The sequence below is a fragment of the Parafilimonas sp. genome, from assembly GCF_051953455.1.
Lineage (GTDB): Bacteria > Bacteroidota > Bacteroidia > Chitinophagales > Chitinophagaceae > Parafilimonas.
The window spans coordinates 16,171-31,805 of sequence record NZ_JBQCIT010000027.1; the positions used below are offsets into that span (position 1 = coordinate 16,171).

The following is a 15,635-nucleotide window of genomic DNA, read 5'->3' on the forward strand; positions in this document are numbered from 1 at the left end:
GGGAATGGTTATTTTTGATTTTTTACGGCAATGATCGCACCACAAACCATAGAACAAATTACAAACCGCATTGATATAATTGATGTGGTGGGCGAATTTGTGAAGCTGAAAAAACGCGGCGCCAATTATCTCGGCCTCTGCCCTTTTCACAATGAAAAAACGCCATCATTTACCGTATCGCCGTCAAAAGAAATTTATAAATGCTTCGGCTGTGGCAAAAGTGGTAATACCATCACTTTTTTAATGGAGCATGAGAAATATTCTTATGCCGAGGCATTGAAATGGCTGGCGCAGCGTTATAACATAGAAATACAGGAAACAGAAGTAAGCGATGAAACCCGCACCATTCAGCAGGCCGCCGAAAGCCTGCATGCCTTAAACAATTTTGCACAAAAGTTCTTTACCGAACAATTGCTCCACACAGAAGAAGGGCAATCGCATGCCTTAACTTATTTGGAAGAACGTGGTTATGATGTTAAGATAGTTGAACTATTTCAATTAGGCTATAACCCGCAGGCAAGAAATGCATTTGCAACGGCTGCTTTGCAAAACCAATTCAATAAAGAAGTGCTGCTGAAAAGTGGTTTGCTGGTTGAACGCAATGAAGAATTGTTTGACAACTATCGCGGCCGCATCATCTTCCCTATTCATAATAATACAGGGAAAATAATTGGTTTTGGTGCACGTGTAATTGGCAAGGCAGACAGGGCGCCAAAATATATCAACACACCGGAGAATGAAATTTATATAAAGAGCAAAATTTTATACGGCTCTTATTTTGCCCGTCATTCCATCGATAAAAACAATGAATGTTTACTGGTTGAAGGTTATACCGATGTTATCAGCCTGCACCAGGCTGGTATTGACAACGTGGTGGCCAGCGGCGGCACATCGCTTACGGCAGACCAGTTGCGCATCATTAAAAAATATACCAATAACCTTACCATTATTTATGATGGCGATGCGGCGGGTGTGAAGGCGGCCATGCGCGGTCTTGATATGGCGCTTGAAGAAGGCCTTAACGTAAAACTTGTTTTAATTCCGGATAAGGAAGACCCTGACAGTTACGTAAAAAAAGTTGGTACCGATGCTTTTCAAAAATTCATTGCTGAGAATAAAAAAGATTTTATTCTATTCCAGTTAGATGTTTTGCTGAAGGAAGCCGGCAATGATATAACCAAAAAGAATGAAGCGGTAAACCAGGTTGCTGAAAGCTTGAGCAAGCTTAACCGCGCAGAAGATTTTACACGCAGGCAGGCTTATATACATGAATGCGCCGCTGCTTTAAAGATTGATGAAAGCGGTTTAATAAACCTGGTGAATAAATTTATTCACGACAAGGTTGCCAAAGAAGAAAAGAAACAGGCAGCATCTATTCCCGGCCTGGAAGAAACTGCAACTGTTGAAGAAGATAAAACAGCACTCTTATTTCATCCTGATGAGGCGCAGGAAAAAAGTGTGCTGCGTGTTTTGCTTGAATATGGTTTAAACAAATGGGATGATGTCCATACCATAGCCGAACATATTTTTAAAGAGCTTGAACAATTCAGTTTTGATAATCCCGACATGGCTTATTTATATAACACTTTCCGAAATTATTATGAGACGGGCTTGCAGCCTTCGGCTAAAACATTGTTGTACCATGAAGAAGAAAAGATAAGAAGCCTTGTGGTAAACGTAACTTTATTTCCGTTTGAATTAAGCCAGCGCTGGGATGAGAAGCTGGAGAACATACAGGTTTCAAATGTTGACAACAGCAGTAAAGATGTAGCCATGAGCCTGAGTTATTTCAAGCTGCATAAGATTAAAAAAATGTTTGAGCAGAACCAAAAAGATATTGAAAAATCAACCAACTGGGATGAGACAAGGCAATTAATGGAAGTGCACCGTTATTTAAAGGGCATTGAAAGGGAAATTACACAACAGCTTGGTACAGTTATATTGAAATAATCTTTACTTCCATGATTATTTCAACATAAATAATTCAACGGTAATTTGAAGCCGTTGTATTTATGGCGGCATTTGTTCAAAAAATATTTACTTTCCTTTTTCATTCAACGATTGCACCCAGATGAATCATTTAAAAACGCCCGACTACATTGTATTCCTTATTTATTTTATTGTTGTTGCTGTTTATGGTTATTGGATATATCATAAAAAGAAATCTGCCCACATGGATTCAAAAGATTTCTTCCTGGCCGAAGGATCTTTAACCTGGTGGGCAATCGGCGCATCACTTATTGCATCCAATATTTCAGCAGAACATTTTATCGGCATGAGCGGTTCAGGCTTTGCATTAGGGCTTGCTATTTCAACGTATGAATGGATGGCCGCTGCCACGCTGATAATTGTTGCTATCTTCTTTATTCCTGTTTATCTAAAAAATAAGATTTATACCATGCCGCAATTTTTATCGCGGCGGTACAACGATAAAGTAAGCACCATCATGGCTATATTCTGGCTGCTGGTGTATGTGTTTGTTAACCTCACTTCCATTATTTATCTCGGTGCGCTGGCCGTAAATTCTATATCTGGAATAAGCTTTGAATGGTGCATGACCGGCCTCGGTATTTTTTCGATTATTGTTACGCTTGGCGGCATGAAAGTGATTGGTTATACCGATGTAATACAGGTGTTGGTTTTAATTATGGGTGGATTAGTTACAACCTTTCTTGCTCTCAACCTTGTATCGGAACATTTTGGTTTTGGAAAAGATGTATTAAAAGGTTTAAGCATTATACGTGAAAAAGCGCCTTCGCATTTTCACATGATATTTGATAAATCAAATCCTTATTATAAAGACCTGCCGGGATTATCGGTTTTAATTGGTGGTATGTGGATCAACAACCTTAATTACTGGGGCTGTAATCAATACATCGTGCAGCGGGCATTAGGCGCAGATTTAAAAACAGCACGCTCCGGAATTTTATTTGCCGGATTTTTAAAACTGCTCGTTCCTTTAATCGTCGTAATTCCCGGCATCACTATGTTTGTTATGCACCAAAACGGCATGTTTCAGCAGGAAATGATGAGCAATGGTGTTATCAAACCAGATCAATCTTATCCTACATTAATGAACCTGCTGCCCGATGGATTAAAAGGGCTTGCATTTGCCGCATTAACAGCAGCTATTGTTGCTTCACTTGCCGGCAAAGCCAACAGTATTTCCACCATTTTTTCGCTGGACATTTATAAAAAATATATCAATAAAAATGCTTCAGAAAAAAAGCTTGTTTTAACGGGCCGCCTTACCGTTATTGTAGCTATGATACTCGCCGGCATTGTGGCGCCGGCATTAAAAAGCCTCGACCAGGCTTACCAGTTTATACAGGAATATGTTGGTTTTATTTCACCGGGTGTGCTGGCTATTTTCCTGCTTGGTTTCTTCTGGAAACGCACTAATTCTGCTGCTGCATTAACCGCAACTTTGTTAACTATTCCACTTTCAACCATCCTTAAATTTTTACCTGTGTGGACAAATGGCGCTTTTCCGGATTACCCCTTTCTTGACCGCATGACGATTGTGTTTGTAATAATTATTGTGCTTATGATCTTCATTAGTCTTGCAGATAAGAAAACGAAACATAATCCTAAAGCGCTTGAAATTGATACAAGCATGTTTCGCTGCTCACCTGGTTTTATAATTGGTTCGGTAATTATTGTTGGCATTCTTGCTGCTTTATACACTGTTTTCTGGTAATGCCTTTTGAACTACAAAAAGCACAAACAAATTATTGCCGCAGCTAAGATCGGGCAGCTTTTTAATGAAACTTTGTGTTTTAATATATTCTGGTTTAAATCCGCTGAGAGCAGTAATAAACTAATCTGCAAAAAAGAGCTATTTTTATGCACTAAAAAACATCAAATAATGAATGCTGCGAATTTCACAAAAGAAGAAATTAGCCCGTTGCACAGCATAGAACAATGGGAAGATGATGTGCTGGAACGTTATCCCGAAGCCGATGCGCCTGCAAAAGCGAAAGAAGAATTTCGCAATTACGATAATCCAGGCAGGGATACGGTGCGGGAATTTTACCGCCTCAACCATAAATACCAGACTTACGATTTTGTAATGGAAAAGCGGAAAGATTTTTTACAGTTCAACCGCAAAAAATTAAAAGTTTGGGAAGCCATGGAATTCTTAAATACGCTGGTTGATGATTCCGATCCCGATATTGAGCTGGACCAGTTGCAGCATTTATTACAAACAGCAGAAGCCATTCGCGCCGATGGACATCCCGACTGGTTTATACTCACCGGCTTTATTCATGATATGGGCAAAGTGCTGTGCTTATTTGGCGAACCGCAGTGGGCCGTGGTGGGCGATACTTTTCCTGTTGGCTGCGCCCATTCCGATAAAATTGTTTACCCTGAATTTTTCGACGCTAATCCCGATAGTAAAGATGAACGGTACAATACCAAGTATGGCGTTTATGAACATGGTTGCGGCCTGGATAATGTGCACATGAGCTGGGGCCATGATGAATATTTATACCAGATAGTAAAAGATTATATGCCGGAACCATCGCTGTACATGATACGTTATCATTCTTTTTATTCGCAGCACCGCGAAAATGCTTATGATCATTTATTAAATGACCATGACCGCAAAATGTTTGACTGGGTGCGGAAATTCAATCCTTACGATTTATATTCCAAAAGCCCGAAACCGCCGGTTGTTTCAGAATTGAAATCATATTATGAAGACCTGATTGCAAAATATCTTCCTGAAGAAGTTTGCCTTTAGGTAAAATTAATCTGGATATAAAAACGGCGCAGCCATTAAAGCTGCGCCGTTAATTTTTAAGCCTGGATTATAATCAGGCAACATACATCCTTCCTCCCGCTCTTACCCTTCTTTTATTATGAATGTTCCACAGGTTTGCTGCCGTAAACACAGGTTTTGTGTTTTCAGCGTGCACATCAGTAGCAACAGTTTCTTTTGTTTCCTTTATTAAATTTTCCAGTGTCAAGGCGTTCATTTCTGCAAACTGGTTAATGAATTCAGTTCTCATACAAAATATTTTTAATTGGTTGGTTAATTTGATTACATATACCTTCTTGAGGTTCTTTCACGCCGCATGTTGTGAATGTTCCAAAGATTAGCTGCGGTAAATACAGGTTTTACATTTCTAACCTGGATGCCGGTAGCAACGGTTTCTTTTATTTCTCTCGTTAAATTTTCAAGCGCTGTGGTGTTTAATGTTGTAAACAGGCTGGTTAATTGCGTTCTCATTTTAAAATATTTTATTGGTTGGTTAATTTGATTACATATACCTTCTTGAGGTTCTTTCGCGCCTCCGGTTGTGAATGCTCCAGAGGTTGGCTGCAGTGAATACAGTTTTTTTCTCTTCAACATGTACATCAGCAGCAATTGTTTCCCTGGTTTCCCTTGTTAGATTTTCAAGCTCCATTGCATTTAATTCTGCAAAAAGGCTGATGAATTCTGTTCTCATATTTTTTGTTTTTTATTGTTATTGATTAATTGACATCACAAAGATAAAGGTATTTTTCAGTACTATGCAAAACATAATACTATTTTATTTTAGGTAATGTGCAGTGGAAAGTATTATTAATATACAATTTGTGTTGATATCCAATAATTTATAAAAAAAATACTTTTATAAAACGGTGATGAGCGGTAAAATAAATTGATGAAATGATGAAAGAGAATCCAAGGCTAGGGAAACTTTAGATAAAGGAATCTTCAAATAGAAATGAAGCAAGCCTGGAAAAAGGGAGAAACTATCTGTGAAAATGTGAGGGTTGATAAAAATTTATCAGCCACGGATGCACAAAACTTCCTGTGCGTCTGTGGCTGATTATAATACAGCGAGGCAATAGTACAATACGGAGGTTTACATACTCATAATCTTATAATCACTGATATTTACTTCCTTCCCGTCTTTATTAATGGCTGTAGCTTCCATTTTTGTTACTTTATTGGAAGAAAGGTCTGTTGCTTCCATTTTCATCATCACGCCATCTGCGGCAGCCTGGATGTCAGGAACAGAAGCGCCCTGCGTCTTGCCCCGGCCATTATTCAGCATCATCATAAGGCTTTTTGAAAAACCGGCAAAACCGCTGCCAAGCTCCTTTGTTATCCATACAAGCGTCTGGCTTTTATCGCCTGTAATTTTATATTGATCGCAATTGTATCCCAGTATTTTTTCTGTAACACCCGTTTTTTCAACCTTTACTTTTGGCAGCGAATCTTCGGCTTCTTCCATCTTTTGCGCCATCATCTGCTGGTATTTTCCAAGGTCCATAATCATGGCCATTTTCTGCGCTTCCATTATAGTAATCATCTTTTTATCTTTCATATTAAAAATAATGAAAGCACTTCCACCGCTTTCCGAAGCCTCAATGCCGGTATAAGCATCATCAGATAACCACATACTTATATCATGCGCTTTATCGCCCGATGAAGTATTGTAGGTGATACCAAGCCTGAATTTATAATCCTTGCTGTCCTGCGCCTGAACATTTATACATAAGAAGAGGCACATGAATAAAAACAGGTTTGCAATATTCTTGGCATAATTGCATACAGATGTAGTGTTTTTCATTATTTTATTTTTAGCATAGCAATTTACAAAGAAATTAAAACCGGAGGTGTCTTACTGTTTCCTGTTTATTAATTAATTGCCTCAGGCTGTCGATGCCTATGTTCAAATGTCTTTGCACATATTGTTCTGTAATCTTTTTATCACTTTCGCTTGTTTTTACGCCTTCAGGAATCATAGGCTGGTCGCTTACCAGCAGCAAAGCGCCGGTAGGAATTTTATTATAGAAACCTACGGTAAATATGGTAGCTGTTTCCATATCAATGGCATACGCCCGTATTTTAGCAAGATAATTTTTAAACTCGTCATCATGTTCCCAAACCCGCCTGTTGGTGGTGTAAACGGTGCCTGTCCAGTAATCGGTGCGATAATCTCTTATGGTGGTTGAAATAGCTTTTTGCAAAGCAAAGGCTGGCAAGGCAGGCACTTCCGGCGGAAAATAATCGTTTGATGTGCCCTCCCCTCTTATTGCAGCGATAGGCAAGATAAGATCGCCAAGCTTATTGCGTTTTTTAAGGCCACCACATTTACCTAAAAACAAAACGGCTTTTGGGTTGATGGCCGATAATAAATCCATTATGGTTGCAGCGCCTGGTGAGCCCATCCCGAAATTGATGATTGAAATTTTTTCTGCTGTTGCGCATTGAAAAGGCTTGTCGATGCCGATAACTTCCGTATTAAAAATTTCAGCAAAGCTTTTTACATAATTGCTGAAATTGGTAAGAAGAATATACGATCCGAAATCTTTTAATGATTGCCCTGTATAACGCGGCAGCCAGTTATCAACGATTTGCTGTTTTGAAGTCATGCACCAAAATTAGTTTTAATTATTGCCATAGATGCACCATAAAAGTTTCCAGCAGAAACAGGAACAAAAATCTATGCTGGATTTATATTCAACGTGTATTGCGCCGGGCGGCTCAAACCAGGTTATGAAATATACTTTCTTTAAACTCAACCGACATCAAAAAAAGCCCGTCGGACGCAACGGAAAAATCTGCTGCTGAAGGGTTTTGCTTTTCAAAAATATCAGCAAGGTCTGCTATGGTTTTATTATGTTTTGAAAGTTTCAGCATGGTGCCAACAAGGCCTTTAACCATACCGCGTAAAAACCTGTCGCCTTTTATTTCGTACCGCCAGTTATTATCTTCAAAAATCCAGCGGGAATATTCAATTGTGCAATTAAATGTTTTAACCTGTGTTTTCTTTTTAGAGAAAGAAGTGAAATTATTAAATGTGGTAATGGCTGTGGCCAATTCCTGCAACAAATTTATATTGGCTTTAAAAGGGTAATAATAAGCACGGCCAAAGCAAAAGGGATTTTTAAAACGGGTTATATGATAATGGTAGGTTCTTGAAATTGCATTGAAACGGCAATGCGCCTCCGGCTTAACCTCAACAATATTTTTTACAACTATATCGTAAGGCAATATGGCGTTAAGGCTGTAAACTGCTTTACTGCTTATTTCGGTGCCTGTATCAAAATGAAAAAAATTCTGCACGGCATGCACGCCTGCATCTGTGCGGGATGAACCTGTTAATTCAAACTCCTTTCCAAAGAAAATTTTTAATGCACGCGCCACCTCAGCCTGTATGGTATTTGCATTTAACTGCACCTGGAAACCGCTGTAACGGGTTCCCATATAAGCGACCTCAATAAAATAGCGTGGCATGGTTGCAGCTTGTTGTTATCGCAGCAATGCTGCAAAACGTTTTTTATAATATGGATCTAAAATCTGGCTGGATAAGCTCGCATAGTTGCCATAATCATACACATACTTATATAAAGCATCATATAAATTATAACGGCCATCATCACTCGAAAATAAACTGCCAAGCGCTTTAACCTGATCGGTTGATATACATTTTTTGCCTATAAATTTTACAGCATACCGCACCATGGCATCGTCGTTATCCTGCGAAAACATTTTGCGCTTAAGCTTGCTGAATGCATCATCAGAAAGCATATCATCGCAATCCTGGCGTGTGCCCGCCGCAGCATTATTAACAACTGTATTATTGCTATTATTTTCTGTGGGTGCAGCAGCTTCTGTATTTGTTTCAACCGGCGCTGAAGTAGCAGGCGTTTTATTTTCTTCAGCATTATAAAAAGGATTGGAGATGTCAGACGTTGTTTTCTCCGAGCCGGTATCTGCAGGCTTATCATGATCCAGAAAAACAGGTTCGCTTGCTTTAGCTTCCTGTTTTAATTCAGGAGGGTTTGTATTTTGAAAAGCTGTCTCCTTTAAAGAGTCTTGAGGAATCGTATTGTTGGCGGCAGTTTCTTCTGCAGGTTTAGAAATTTTTGCTTCCTGGTCAGCAGGAATAAAAACGCTGATGGTATCAATGCCGCTTTGCGATTGATCAACAAATACGAGATTGGTGCCCGTGTCTCCCTTTAATTCGCCAATTTTTTCAGGCTGATGCGCGTCAACTGTTTCGGTTGCCGCAGGTGCAATTTCCACATCATTGCCTGCATCGGTAACCGGTTTCTCAGCTTCAGGAGGCGGAGCGGTAACTACAGGTTGGTTAAGCGTTGAATCGCTCACCACATCCGAAAGCATATCGCTGAAAGCATTATTGTCATTGGCTTTCGCTGTACTGCTCTCTAATGATTTCTGGTTCTGCATATTTTCAAGCGCCCATCCGTTGGCCCCGTTCTTAAGAAAAAAACCAGCATCCTTTTTATTTATAGTGCAGCTAAAAGCCTGGTCGGGAAATTTGTTTAGCGGAAAGCTTACTGTAAACTTATATTCACCATCGTCAAGTTTGGGAATGATAACATACCCATAGTCTGAAGAGCTATATACTTTGCCATCCATTATAACCGCAAACTGCTGCCGGTCTTCACTTTGCACATAAATAAAATGTTTTTGCTGGGCCTTAACAGCCAGGCAAGCCATGCAGAAAAAGAGTAATAATCCTGAAAGTTTTACGGGATACCTCATGATATGCTATTTATACAATGCTTTTTGCGCTCACAAAACTAATATAAAATAAACCTGCTGCGCCTATACTGCCAACACCGGCTCACATATTTTAACCATTTATACATCTGATGTATGTATTATTCACCTTTACTTTTGTTGCCCTAAAATTACATTTCCGCACATTGAGTGCTTGGCGGCAACAAAATAACATACATGAAACGATCCATAATATTTTCTTATACAGGAAAACAACTAATTGGCGGAGTTTCACAAGACTATTAAAAACAAAAAATATGCGAATGAAACAAAGCCTCTTAATTCTTTTCCTGCTTGCAGGCATCGGAACGTTTGCCCAAAGCGATTCAACAAAACCCGATTCATCCTGGAGAAATATTTACAGGGCCGAAGCCACTAAGGTGAACGACCTTGTTCATACAAAACTTGATGTAAGGTTTGATTATGCCAAATCTTACATGTATGGAAAAGAATGGCTTACAGCGCACCCGCATTTTTATCCTACAGATTCATTGATACTTGACGCCAAAGGCATGAACATTAATGAAGTTGCGCTTTTTGAAAAGGGAAAGAAAGCGCCGCTCAAATATTCGTATGACAGCACATTCCTTCGCATTAAATTAAATAAAACGTATAAAGCAGATGAAAATTATACGGTATATATTGATTACGTTTCAAAACCCAATGAATGGCGCGAAAAGGGAAGTGCTGCCATAACCGATGCAAAGGGCTTGTATTTTATTAACCCGCTGGGAAAAGATACAACCAAACCAATCCAGATATGGACGCAGGGCGAAACCGAACATAATTCTGTATGGATGCCAACGATTGATAAGCCCAATCAAAAACTAACGGATGAAATTTCCATGACGGTGCCAGATAAATATGTTACCCTCAGCAACGGCCTTCTTGTAAACAAAAAGAAAAACAACGATGGCACCCGCACCGATACCTGGAAGATGGATTTACCGCAATCACCATATTTATTTTTCATGGGCGTTGGCGATTACAGCATAGTTAAAGACAGCTATAAAGGAAAAGAAGTAGCGTACTATGTGGAGAAAGAATATGCGCCTGTAGCACGTGGCATTTTTGGTCATACGCCTGAAATGATTAAGTTTTATTCTGATAAATTAGGAATTGATTATCCCTGGCAGAAATACAGCCAGATAGTTGGGCGCGATTATGTAAGCGGGGCCATGGAAAATACCACATCAACATTGCATGGCGATGGCGCTTACCAGAATGCACGTGAATTAAAAGATGGCAATTCCTGGGAAGATGTAATTGCACATGAATTGTTCCACCAGTGGTTTGGCGATTTGGTTACTACCGAAAGCTGGAGCAATCTTACCGTGAATGAAAGCTTTGCCGATTTCAGCGAAACGCTTTGGAATGAACACAAATACGGGAAAGATAAAGGTGATGAAACAAATTATACCGGCATGCAAAGCTATCTTAACAGCGGCAGTGAAAACAAAACGCTGGTGCGTTTTAATTATGCTGATAAAGAAGATATGTTTGATGATGTAAGCTATGCAAAGGGCGGCCGTATATTAAATATGCTGCGCAATTATGTAGGAGAAGATGCATTTTTTGCATCGCTGCACAAATATCTTACAGATAATAAATTTAAAAACGGCGAAGCACAACAGTTGCGCCTGGCTTTTGAAAGTGTAACAGGCCAGGACTTAAACTGGTTCTGGAACGAATGGTATTATGGCGAAGGCCATCCTATCCTGGATATTAATTATGTATATAACGATTCTGCACATACAGTTGCTGTAATTGTTGAACAGAATCAAACACAGCAAATTTTTAAGATGCCTGTGTATATTGATATTTATCATGGTTCAACTAAAGAGCGCCACCAGGTTTGGATACAAAACCCTGTTGATACTTTTACTTTTAGCTATACTACCAAACCGGACCTTGTCAATTTTGATGGTGATAAAACTTTGCTTTGTGAAAAGATAGATCATAAAACAGATGATAATTTCAGGGCACAGTTAAAGTATGCGCCGTTATATCTTGACCGCCGGGAGGCGCTGCAATATTTTGCCGATAAAAACATGACGAAAGATTTAAGCCTTGGCCTGAATGATAAATATTATGGCATCAGGAGTTTTACGCTTGACAGGCTGGGTGAAGTGGAGAATGCCATGGCAGATACGTCATTACAGCAAACCGTTGAACACATAGCGCAAACGGATAATGATAATAAAACAAAAGCAAAAGCTTTAACCTTGCTGGCAGCATTGCGCAATGTTAAATACCAGCCTTTGTTTGAAAAAGGCATCAATGATTCTTCTTACAGCGTTGCCGGCGCTTCGTTAATTGGCTTAAGTAATCTCAACCCTTCAAACGCTTATTCGCTTGCAACAAAACATGCGGAGGACGCCAGGGGTGATTTGAATGAAATTGTAACCACTATTTTTATCTTAACCGGCAATCCTGCAGATTATGATATGATCGTAACAAAGTATGAGGGTTTGCCAACTCAATCCAAGCTTAACCTTACAGCTTACTTCTGTAATTATCTTTCCAAACTCAGTGATGAACAACAAATAAAAAATGGCGTTGATAAGGTTGTTGCTTTCAGGAATAAAATACCATCTGCCTACAAAGAAAATTTATACCCCTATATAAATGAGGCACTGCAAAAAATAGGTGCGGCCAAAGGTGGTGAAGTACAGGCTTATGTGGCCAATGCTATGAAAGAATAAGCTGCAGTAATACGATATGTATGAGCGATTTTATTGAAGACAAAGATTTTACTGCTGAAGCAGGCAGGCATATCATTTTTGCACAAAACAGTTTTGAAAACTGCAGTTTCAATCATATTGATTTATCAAAGGCTGATTTTTCTGAAACAGCATTTATTGACTGCAGGTTTATTAACTGTAACCTGAGCCTTGTACAATTGCATGGCACCAATTTCAGGGATGTACAATTTCAAGGTTGCAAAATGATCGGGCTTTTATTTGATGGCTGCAATAAACTTGGCGTTGCTTTCAGCTTCGATAATTGCATATTGGATAACGCGTCTTTTTATAGAACAACAATTAAAAAAACTATTTTTAAAAACTGCCGGTTGCAGGAAGCTGATTTTTCAGAATGCGATGCAACCGGCGCTGTTTTTTCAGGCTGCAATTTTCTCAATGCAAAGTTTGAAAATACAGTGCTTGAGAAAGCTGATCTAACAACGTCTTATAATTATTCCATCAATCCTGAACTTAATAAAATAAAACAGGCGAGGTTTTCACTGGCGAATATTGCAGGCCTTTTGGCTAAATACAATATTATTATTGAATAATACCGGTTGGCTTATATGTTACATTGAAGCATACACTTCGCGATAACCCTGCGCCATTTGCTCCACGCTAAAATTTGATTGCAACATGCTGTAAGAAGCTTCGCCGTGCACCCGTAATAATTGAGGGTTATTAAAATACTGGTTAATAAAATCTATGGCCTGTGCGGGATAATTATAAAGAAATCCATTAATACTGTTCTCTACAAGATCATTATTGCCGGGGCAATTAGTAAGTAACAGCGGAAGCCGCATGCTCATAGCTTCCAGTACCGCATAAGAAAGGCCTTCCCATAAGGCGGTTGAAATATAGAGATCCGCGTTGCGAAGATTATTTTCAACTTCAGGCCTGTCAACCCAGCCTGTTATTTTTATGTTAGGAGATGAAAGAAATTGACGCTCATCGCCATCACCTATCCATATAAACTGAATTTTTTTATTATCAGTAAATGCCGATGCAATTGTATTGTATAAAGCTGGGTTCTTTTGCCGCATGGCACGGCCTGTAGTTACAATTGTGAATATATCTCCGGGCAATTTTTTTTCAGGTGTCGCGGGAAAGAATTTTCCGTTGTTCACATGGCTTGCCCGAATACCGATGCGGCGATAGGCATCCGCTTCTGACCTTGAAACGCCAACTACTTTGGCAGGAAAAATACTTACTGCTTTTTCAATGGTGGCAAAAGCGGTTCGTGCCAATGCTGAAACATCTTTACGTAAGAAAGTTGCCCCATGCGGCGCATAAATTACCTTTTTATGGCCTGTGCGCCTGGCGGCAATCCGTCCAAGAATACCGGCTTTTGCAGAATGAAGATGAATAATATCAACTTGCTGTAAATCTTTTAAAATTTTAATTAAATGCCTTAAAGCCTTTATATCGCTGCGGGGAGAAATTTTTGTATTTACATCGGGCCAGGCTATAAACTTTACATCAGCCGGAAATGATTTGTGCGCTTTTTCAAAAAAATGATGACGGCCATAAATTATAGTATGTTCAATGTCAGGCGTGCTGTTGGTAAGGCATCGTAAAAATTCTATTACGCCGCCTTCAAAGGCTTCCGTTATATGTACAACTTTCATCATAAGCAAAAATATTTGAGCAATAAGAATTATGCCGACAACTTAAAATCGATCATCTTCATTTGTATCATTCTTTCTCCATTCCACTCATTAATATCTAAGGTATAAACTACATCGAGTGGCAGGTTTGATTCCAGCAAAGCAAATTTTTCGGCCATATTGAAACCAATGCCGGTTAATATTTTATCGTGCTGCTGCAACACAAACCGCACATGGGTTTCCTTCACCATTTTTGAATAACCGGTATTTTTCACATTACGGCTAATAAAAACAGGCCGCATATTGCCGGGACCAAAAGGTTCCATCTGCTCTATAATATTTAAAAATGTAAAGTTTATTTCACTAAAAGAAAGCTCTGCATCAATTATAATTTCGGGTATTAATAATTCTTCTGCAATAGTTTGCGATACAACCTTCTCAAAACTGTCAATAAACCCAGGCAATTTATCTTCCAGCATTGATAAGCCCGCAGCGGCAAAATGGCCGCCATAACCGAGCAGGTGTTCCCTGCATGCATGTATAGCCTCATATAAATTGAACCCCGGCACACTGCGGGCGCTGCCGGCAATAATATCGCCGCTTTTTGTAAGCACAATAGTAGGCCTGTAATAATTTTCAATTAATCTTGAGGCAACAATACCCACAACGCCTTTGTGCCAGTGCTCTTTATAAAGAACGGTCGTTTTGCGTTGTTTTAATATGGCATCGCTTTCAATTAAGCTTAGAGCCTCATCTGTAATATTGCTGTCGGCTTCTTTTCGTTCTGTATTATCGTTGTGTAGTAATTCGGCGTATTCCATCGCCTTATCATAGTCTTCCTCAATAAACAGTTGCACAGCCTTTTTTGCATCATCCATCCTGCCGGCGGCGTTTATGCGGGGCGCCACAATAAATACAAGGCTGTTTATATGCACTTTTTTTTGCATCCCCGCCAGTGAAAGCAGGGCTTTTAAACTCACGGATGGATTTTCATTTACTTTCTTCAATCCGTGAAATGCCAGGATACGGTTCTCACCATCTATAGGAACGATATCTGCAGCTATGGCCACAGCAACCAGGTCAATATATTTCAGATAATAATCTGACGAAAGACCTAATTCATCACTTAAAGCCTGCATTAATTTGAACCCAACACCGCAGCCGCATAATTCTTTATAAGGATAATTGCAGTCTTTCTGTTTTGGATCGAGTACCGCAACTGCATCGGGAATTATTTCATCGGGTAAATGGTGATCGCAAATAACAAAATCAATGCTAAGCTTTTTTGCATAATTAATAAGCTCCGCAGATTTTATCCCGCAGTCAAGCGCAATAATCAAAGAAAACTTACTTTCATAAGCGAAGTCAATACCTGCTTTCGATATTCCATAACCTTCTTTATACCGATGTGGAATATAATAAGCAACCTGCGGGTATATTGATTTTAAAAACTGGTACATGCAGGCAACGGAAGTAGTTCCATCCACATCATAATCGCCGAAAACCAGGATTTTTTCGTTATTGCTGATAGCTGCGATAATGCGGGTAACTGCTTTCAGCATATCTTTCATCAGCCAGGGATCATGCAGTTGGTTAAGCTGTGGGCGAAAAAAATCATGTGCTTTATCATAGGTGTCAATACCGCGCTGCACAAGAATATTACAGATTGTATTATTTATGCGAAGTGCCTGCTGCAGTTGAAGTGTTGCAGTTTCATCAAAGGGTAATATGTTCCATCGCTTTTGCATAATT

The 15,635-nt window shown here is 39.4% G+C and carries 14 protein-coding genes; 5 read left to right on the top strand and 9 right to left on the bottom strand.

The genetic code is table 11. From position 1 onward, the window contains the following. The first annotated feature begins 30 nt into the window (after positions 1-30). The 3 genes from dnaG to ACTHN6_RS10655 all read left to right on the top strand — a co-directional run bounded on the left by dnaG (position 31) and on the right by ACTHN6_RS10655 (position 4,747). Positions 31-1,950 carry a DNA primase gene (gene dnaG, locus ACTHN6_RS10645; RefSeq protein WP_440435742.1) on the top strand — a complete coding sequence of 640 codons (1,920 nt, stop codon included), beginning with the start codon at positions 31-33 and terminating at the stop codon, positions 1,948-1,950. Between the two features lie 121 nt (positions 1,951-2,071). Then, on the top strand, positions 2,072-3,700 hold the full coding sequence (locus ACTHN6_RS10650; RefSeq protein WP_440435743.1) for a sodium/sugar symporter: 1,629 nt from the start codon (positions 2,072-2,074) through the stop codon (positions 3,698-3,700). Between the two features lie 168 nt (positions 3,701-3,868). Next, positions 3,869-4,747, top strand: a complete 879-nt coding sequence (locus tag ACTHN6_RS10655; protein WP_440435744.1) for an inositol oxygenase family protein — start codon at positions 3,869-3,871, stop codon at positions 4,745-4,747. A gap of 73 nt (positions 4,748-4,820) precedes the next feature. On the opposite strand, the gene ACTHN6_RS10660 is transcribed toward ACTHN6_RS10655, so the two are convergent. The 7 genes from ACTHN6_RS10660 to ACTHN6_RS10690 form a co-directional block, all read right to left on the bottom strand. Further along, positions 4,821-5,015, bottom strand: coding sequence for a hypothetical protein (locus ACTHN6_RS10660; RefSeq protein ID WP_440435745.1), 195 nt, complete (start codon positions 5,013-5,015; stop codon positions 4,821-4,823). Positions 5,016-5,047: 32 nt separating this feature from the next. Further along, on the bottom strand, positions 5,048-5,236 hold the full coding sequence (locus ACTHN6_RS10665; protein ID WP_440435746.1) for a hypothetical protein: 189 nt from the start codon (positions 5,234-5,236) through the stop codon (positions 5,048-5,050). 31 nt (positions 5,237-5,267) lie between these two features. Beyond that, entirely contained in the window at positions 5,268-5,456 is a 189-nt protein-coding gene (locus ACTHN6_RS10670) for a hypothetical protein (protein ID WP_440435747.1), read from the bottom strand. A 402-nt stretch (positions 5,457-5,858) separates the two neighbouring features. Then, on the bottom strand, positions 5,859-6,569 hold the full coding sequence (locus tag ACTHN6_RS10675; RefSeq protein WP_440435748.1) for a DUF4412 domain-containing protein: 711 nt from the start codon (positions 6,567-6,569) through the stop codon (positions 5,859-5,861). Between the two features lie 34 nt (positions 6,570-6,603). Next, entirely contained in the window at positions 6,604-7,374 is a 771-nt protein-coding gene (locus tag ACTHN6_RS10680) for an AMP nucleosidase (RefSeq protein ID WP_440435749.1), read from the bottom strand. 112 nt (positions 7,375-7,486) lie between these two features. After that, positions 7,487-8,239 (bottom strand): tRNA pseudouridine(38-40) synthase TruA, encoded by a 753-nt coding sequence (truA, locus tag ACTHN6_RS10685; RefSeq protein WP_440435750.1) that lies wholly within the window; start codon positions 8,237-8,239, stop codon positions 7,487-7,489. A gap of 15 nt (positions 8,240-8,254) precedes the next feature. After that, positions 8,255-9,514, bottom strand: coding sequence for a DUF4476 domain-containing protein (locus ACTHN6_RS10690; RefSeq protein WP_440435751.1), 1,260 nt, complete (start codon positions 9,512-9,514; stop codon positions 8,255-8,257). Between the two features lie 281 nt (positions 9,515-9,795). Between ACTHN6_RS10690 and ACTHN6_RS10695 the strand changes: the two genes are divergently transcribed. Next, positions 9,796-12,237, top strand: coding sequence for a M1 family metallopeptidase (locus ACTHN6_RS10695; RefSeq protein WP_440435752.1), 2,442 nt, complete (start codon positions 9,796-9,798; stop codon positions 12,235-12,237). Between the two features lie 20 nt (positions 12,238-12,257). Beyond that, entirely contained in the window at positions 12,258-12,827 is a 570-nt protein-coding gene (locus ACTHN6_RS10700; RefSeq protein WP_440435753.1) for a pentapeptide repeat-containing protein, read from the top strand. Between the two features lie 18 nt (positions 12,828-12,845). Here the strand turns inward: ACTHN6_RS10700 and ACTHN6_RS10705 are convergent, their stop codons facing one another. Both ACTHN6_RS10705 and recJ read right to left on the bottom strand, forming a co-directional pair. Further along, positions 12,846-13,907 (bottom strand): glycosyltransferase, encoded by a 1,062-nt coding sequence (locus ACTHN6_RS10705; RefSeq protein ID WP_440435754.1) that lies wholly within the window; start codon positions 13,905-13,907, stop codon positions 12,846-12,848. Positions 13,908-13,933: 26 nt separating this feature from the next. Then, on the bottom strand, positions 13,934-15,631 hold the full coding sequence (recJ, locus tag ACTHN6_RS10710) for a single-stranded-DNA-specific exonuclease RecJ (RefSeq protein ID WP_440435755.1): 1,698 nt from the start codon (positions 15,629-15,631) through the stop codon (positions 13,934-13,936). Between the last annotated feature and the right edge of the window lie 4 nt (positions 15,632-15,635).

Bases quoted from the DNA above. Each gene is read 5' to 3' on its own strand.
- ACTHN6_RS10650 (WP_440435743.1), top strand. From the start codon at position 2,072: ATGAATCATTTAAAAACGCCCGACTACATTGTATTCCTTATTTATTTT.
- truA (WP_440435750.1), bottom strand. From the start codon at position 8,239: ATGCCACGCTATTTTATTGAGGTCGCTTATATGGGAACCCGTTACAGC.
- ACTHN6_RS10665 (WP_440435746.1), bottom strand. From the start codon at position 5,236: ATGAGAACGCAATTAACCAGCCTGTTTACAACATTAAACACCACAGCG.
- ACTHN6_RS10705 (WP_440435754.1), bottom strand. From the start codon at position 13,907: ATGATGAAAGTTGTACATATAACGGAAGCCTTTGAAGGCGGCGTAATA.
- ACTHN6_RS10670 (WP_440435747.1), bottom strand. From the start codon at position 5,456: ATGAGAACAGAATTCATCAGCCTTTTTGCAGAATTAAATGCAATGGAG.
- ACTHN6_RS10695 (WP_440435752.1), top strand. From the start codon at position 9,796: ATGAAACAAAGCCTCTTAATTCTTTTCCTGCTTGCAGGCATCGGAACG.
- recJ (WP_440435755.1), bottom strand. From the start codon at position 15,631: ATGCAAAAGCGATGGAACATATTACCCTTTGATGAAACTGCAACACTT.
- ACTHN6_RS10660 (WP_440435745.1), bottom strand. From the start codon at position 5,015: ATGAGAACTGAATTCATTAACCAGTTTGCAGAAATGAACGCCTTGACA.
- ACTHN6_RS10690 (WP_440435751.1), bottom strand. From the start codon at position 9,514: ATGAGGTATCCCGTAAAACTTTCAGGATTATTACTCTTTTTCTGCATG.
- ACTHN6_RS10680 (WP_440435749.1), bottom strand. From the start codon at position 7,374: ATGACTTCAAAACAGCAAATCGTTGATAACTGGCTGCCGCGTTATACA.
- dnaG (WP_440435742.1), top strand. From the start codon at position 31: ATGATCGCACCACAAACCATAGAACAAATTACAAACCGCATTGATATA.
- ACTHN6_RS10655 (WP_440435744.1), top strand. From the start codon at position 3,869: ATGAATGCTGCGAATTTCACAAAAGAAGAAATTAGCCCGTTGCACAGC.
- ACTHN6_RS10700 (WP_440435753.1), top strand. From the start codon at position 12,258: ATGAGCGATTTTATTGAAGACAAAGATTTTACTGCTGAAGCAGGCAGG.
- ACTHN6_RS10675 (WP_440435748.1), bottom strand. From the start codon at position 6,569: ATGAAAAACACTACATCTGTATGCAATTATGCCAAGAATATTGCAAAC.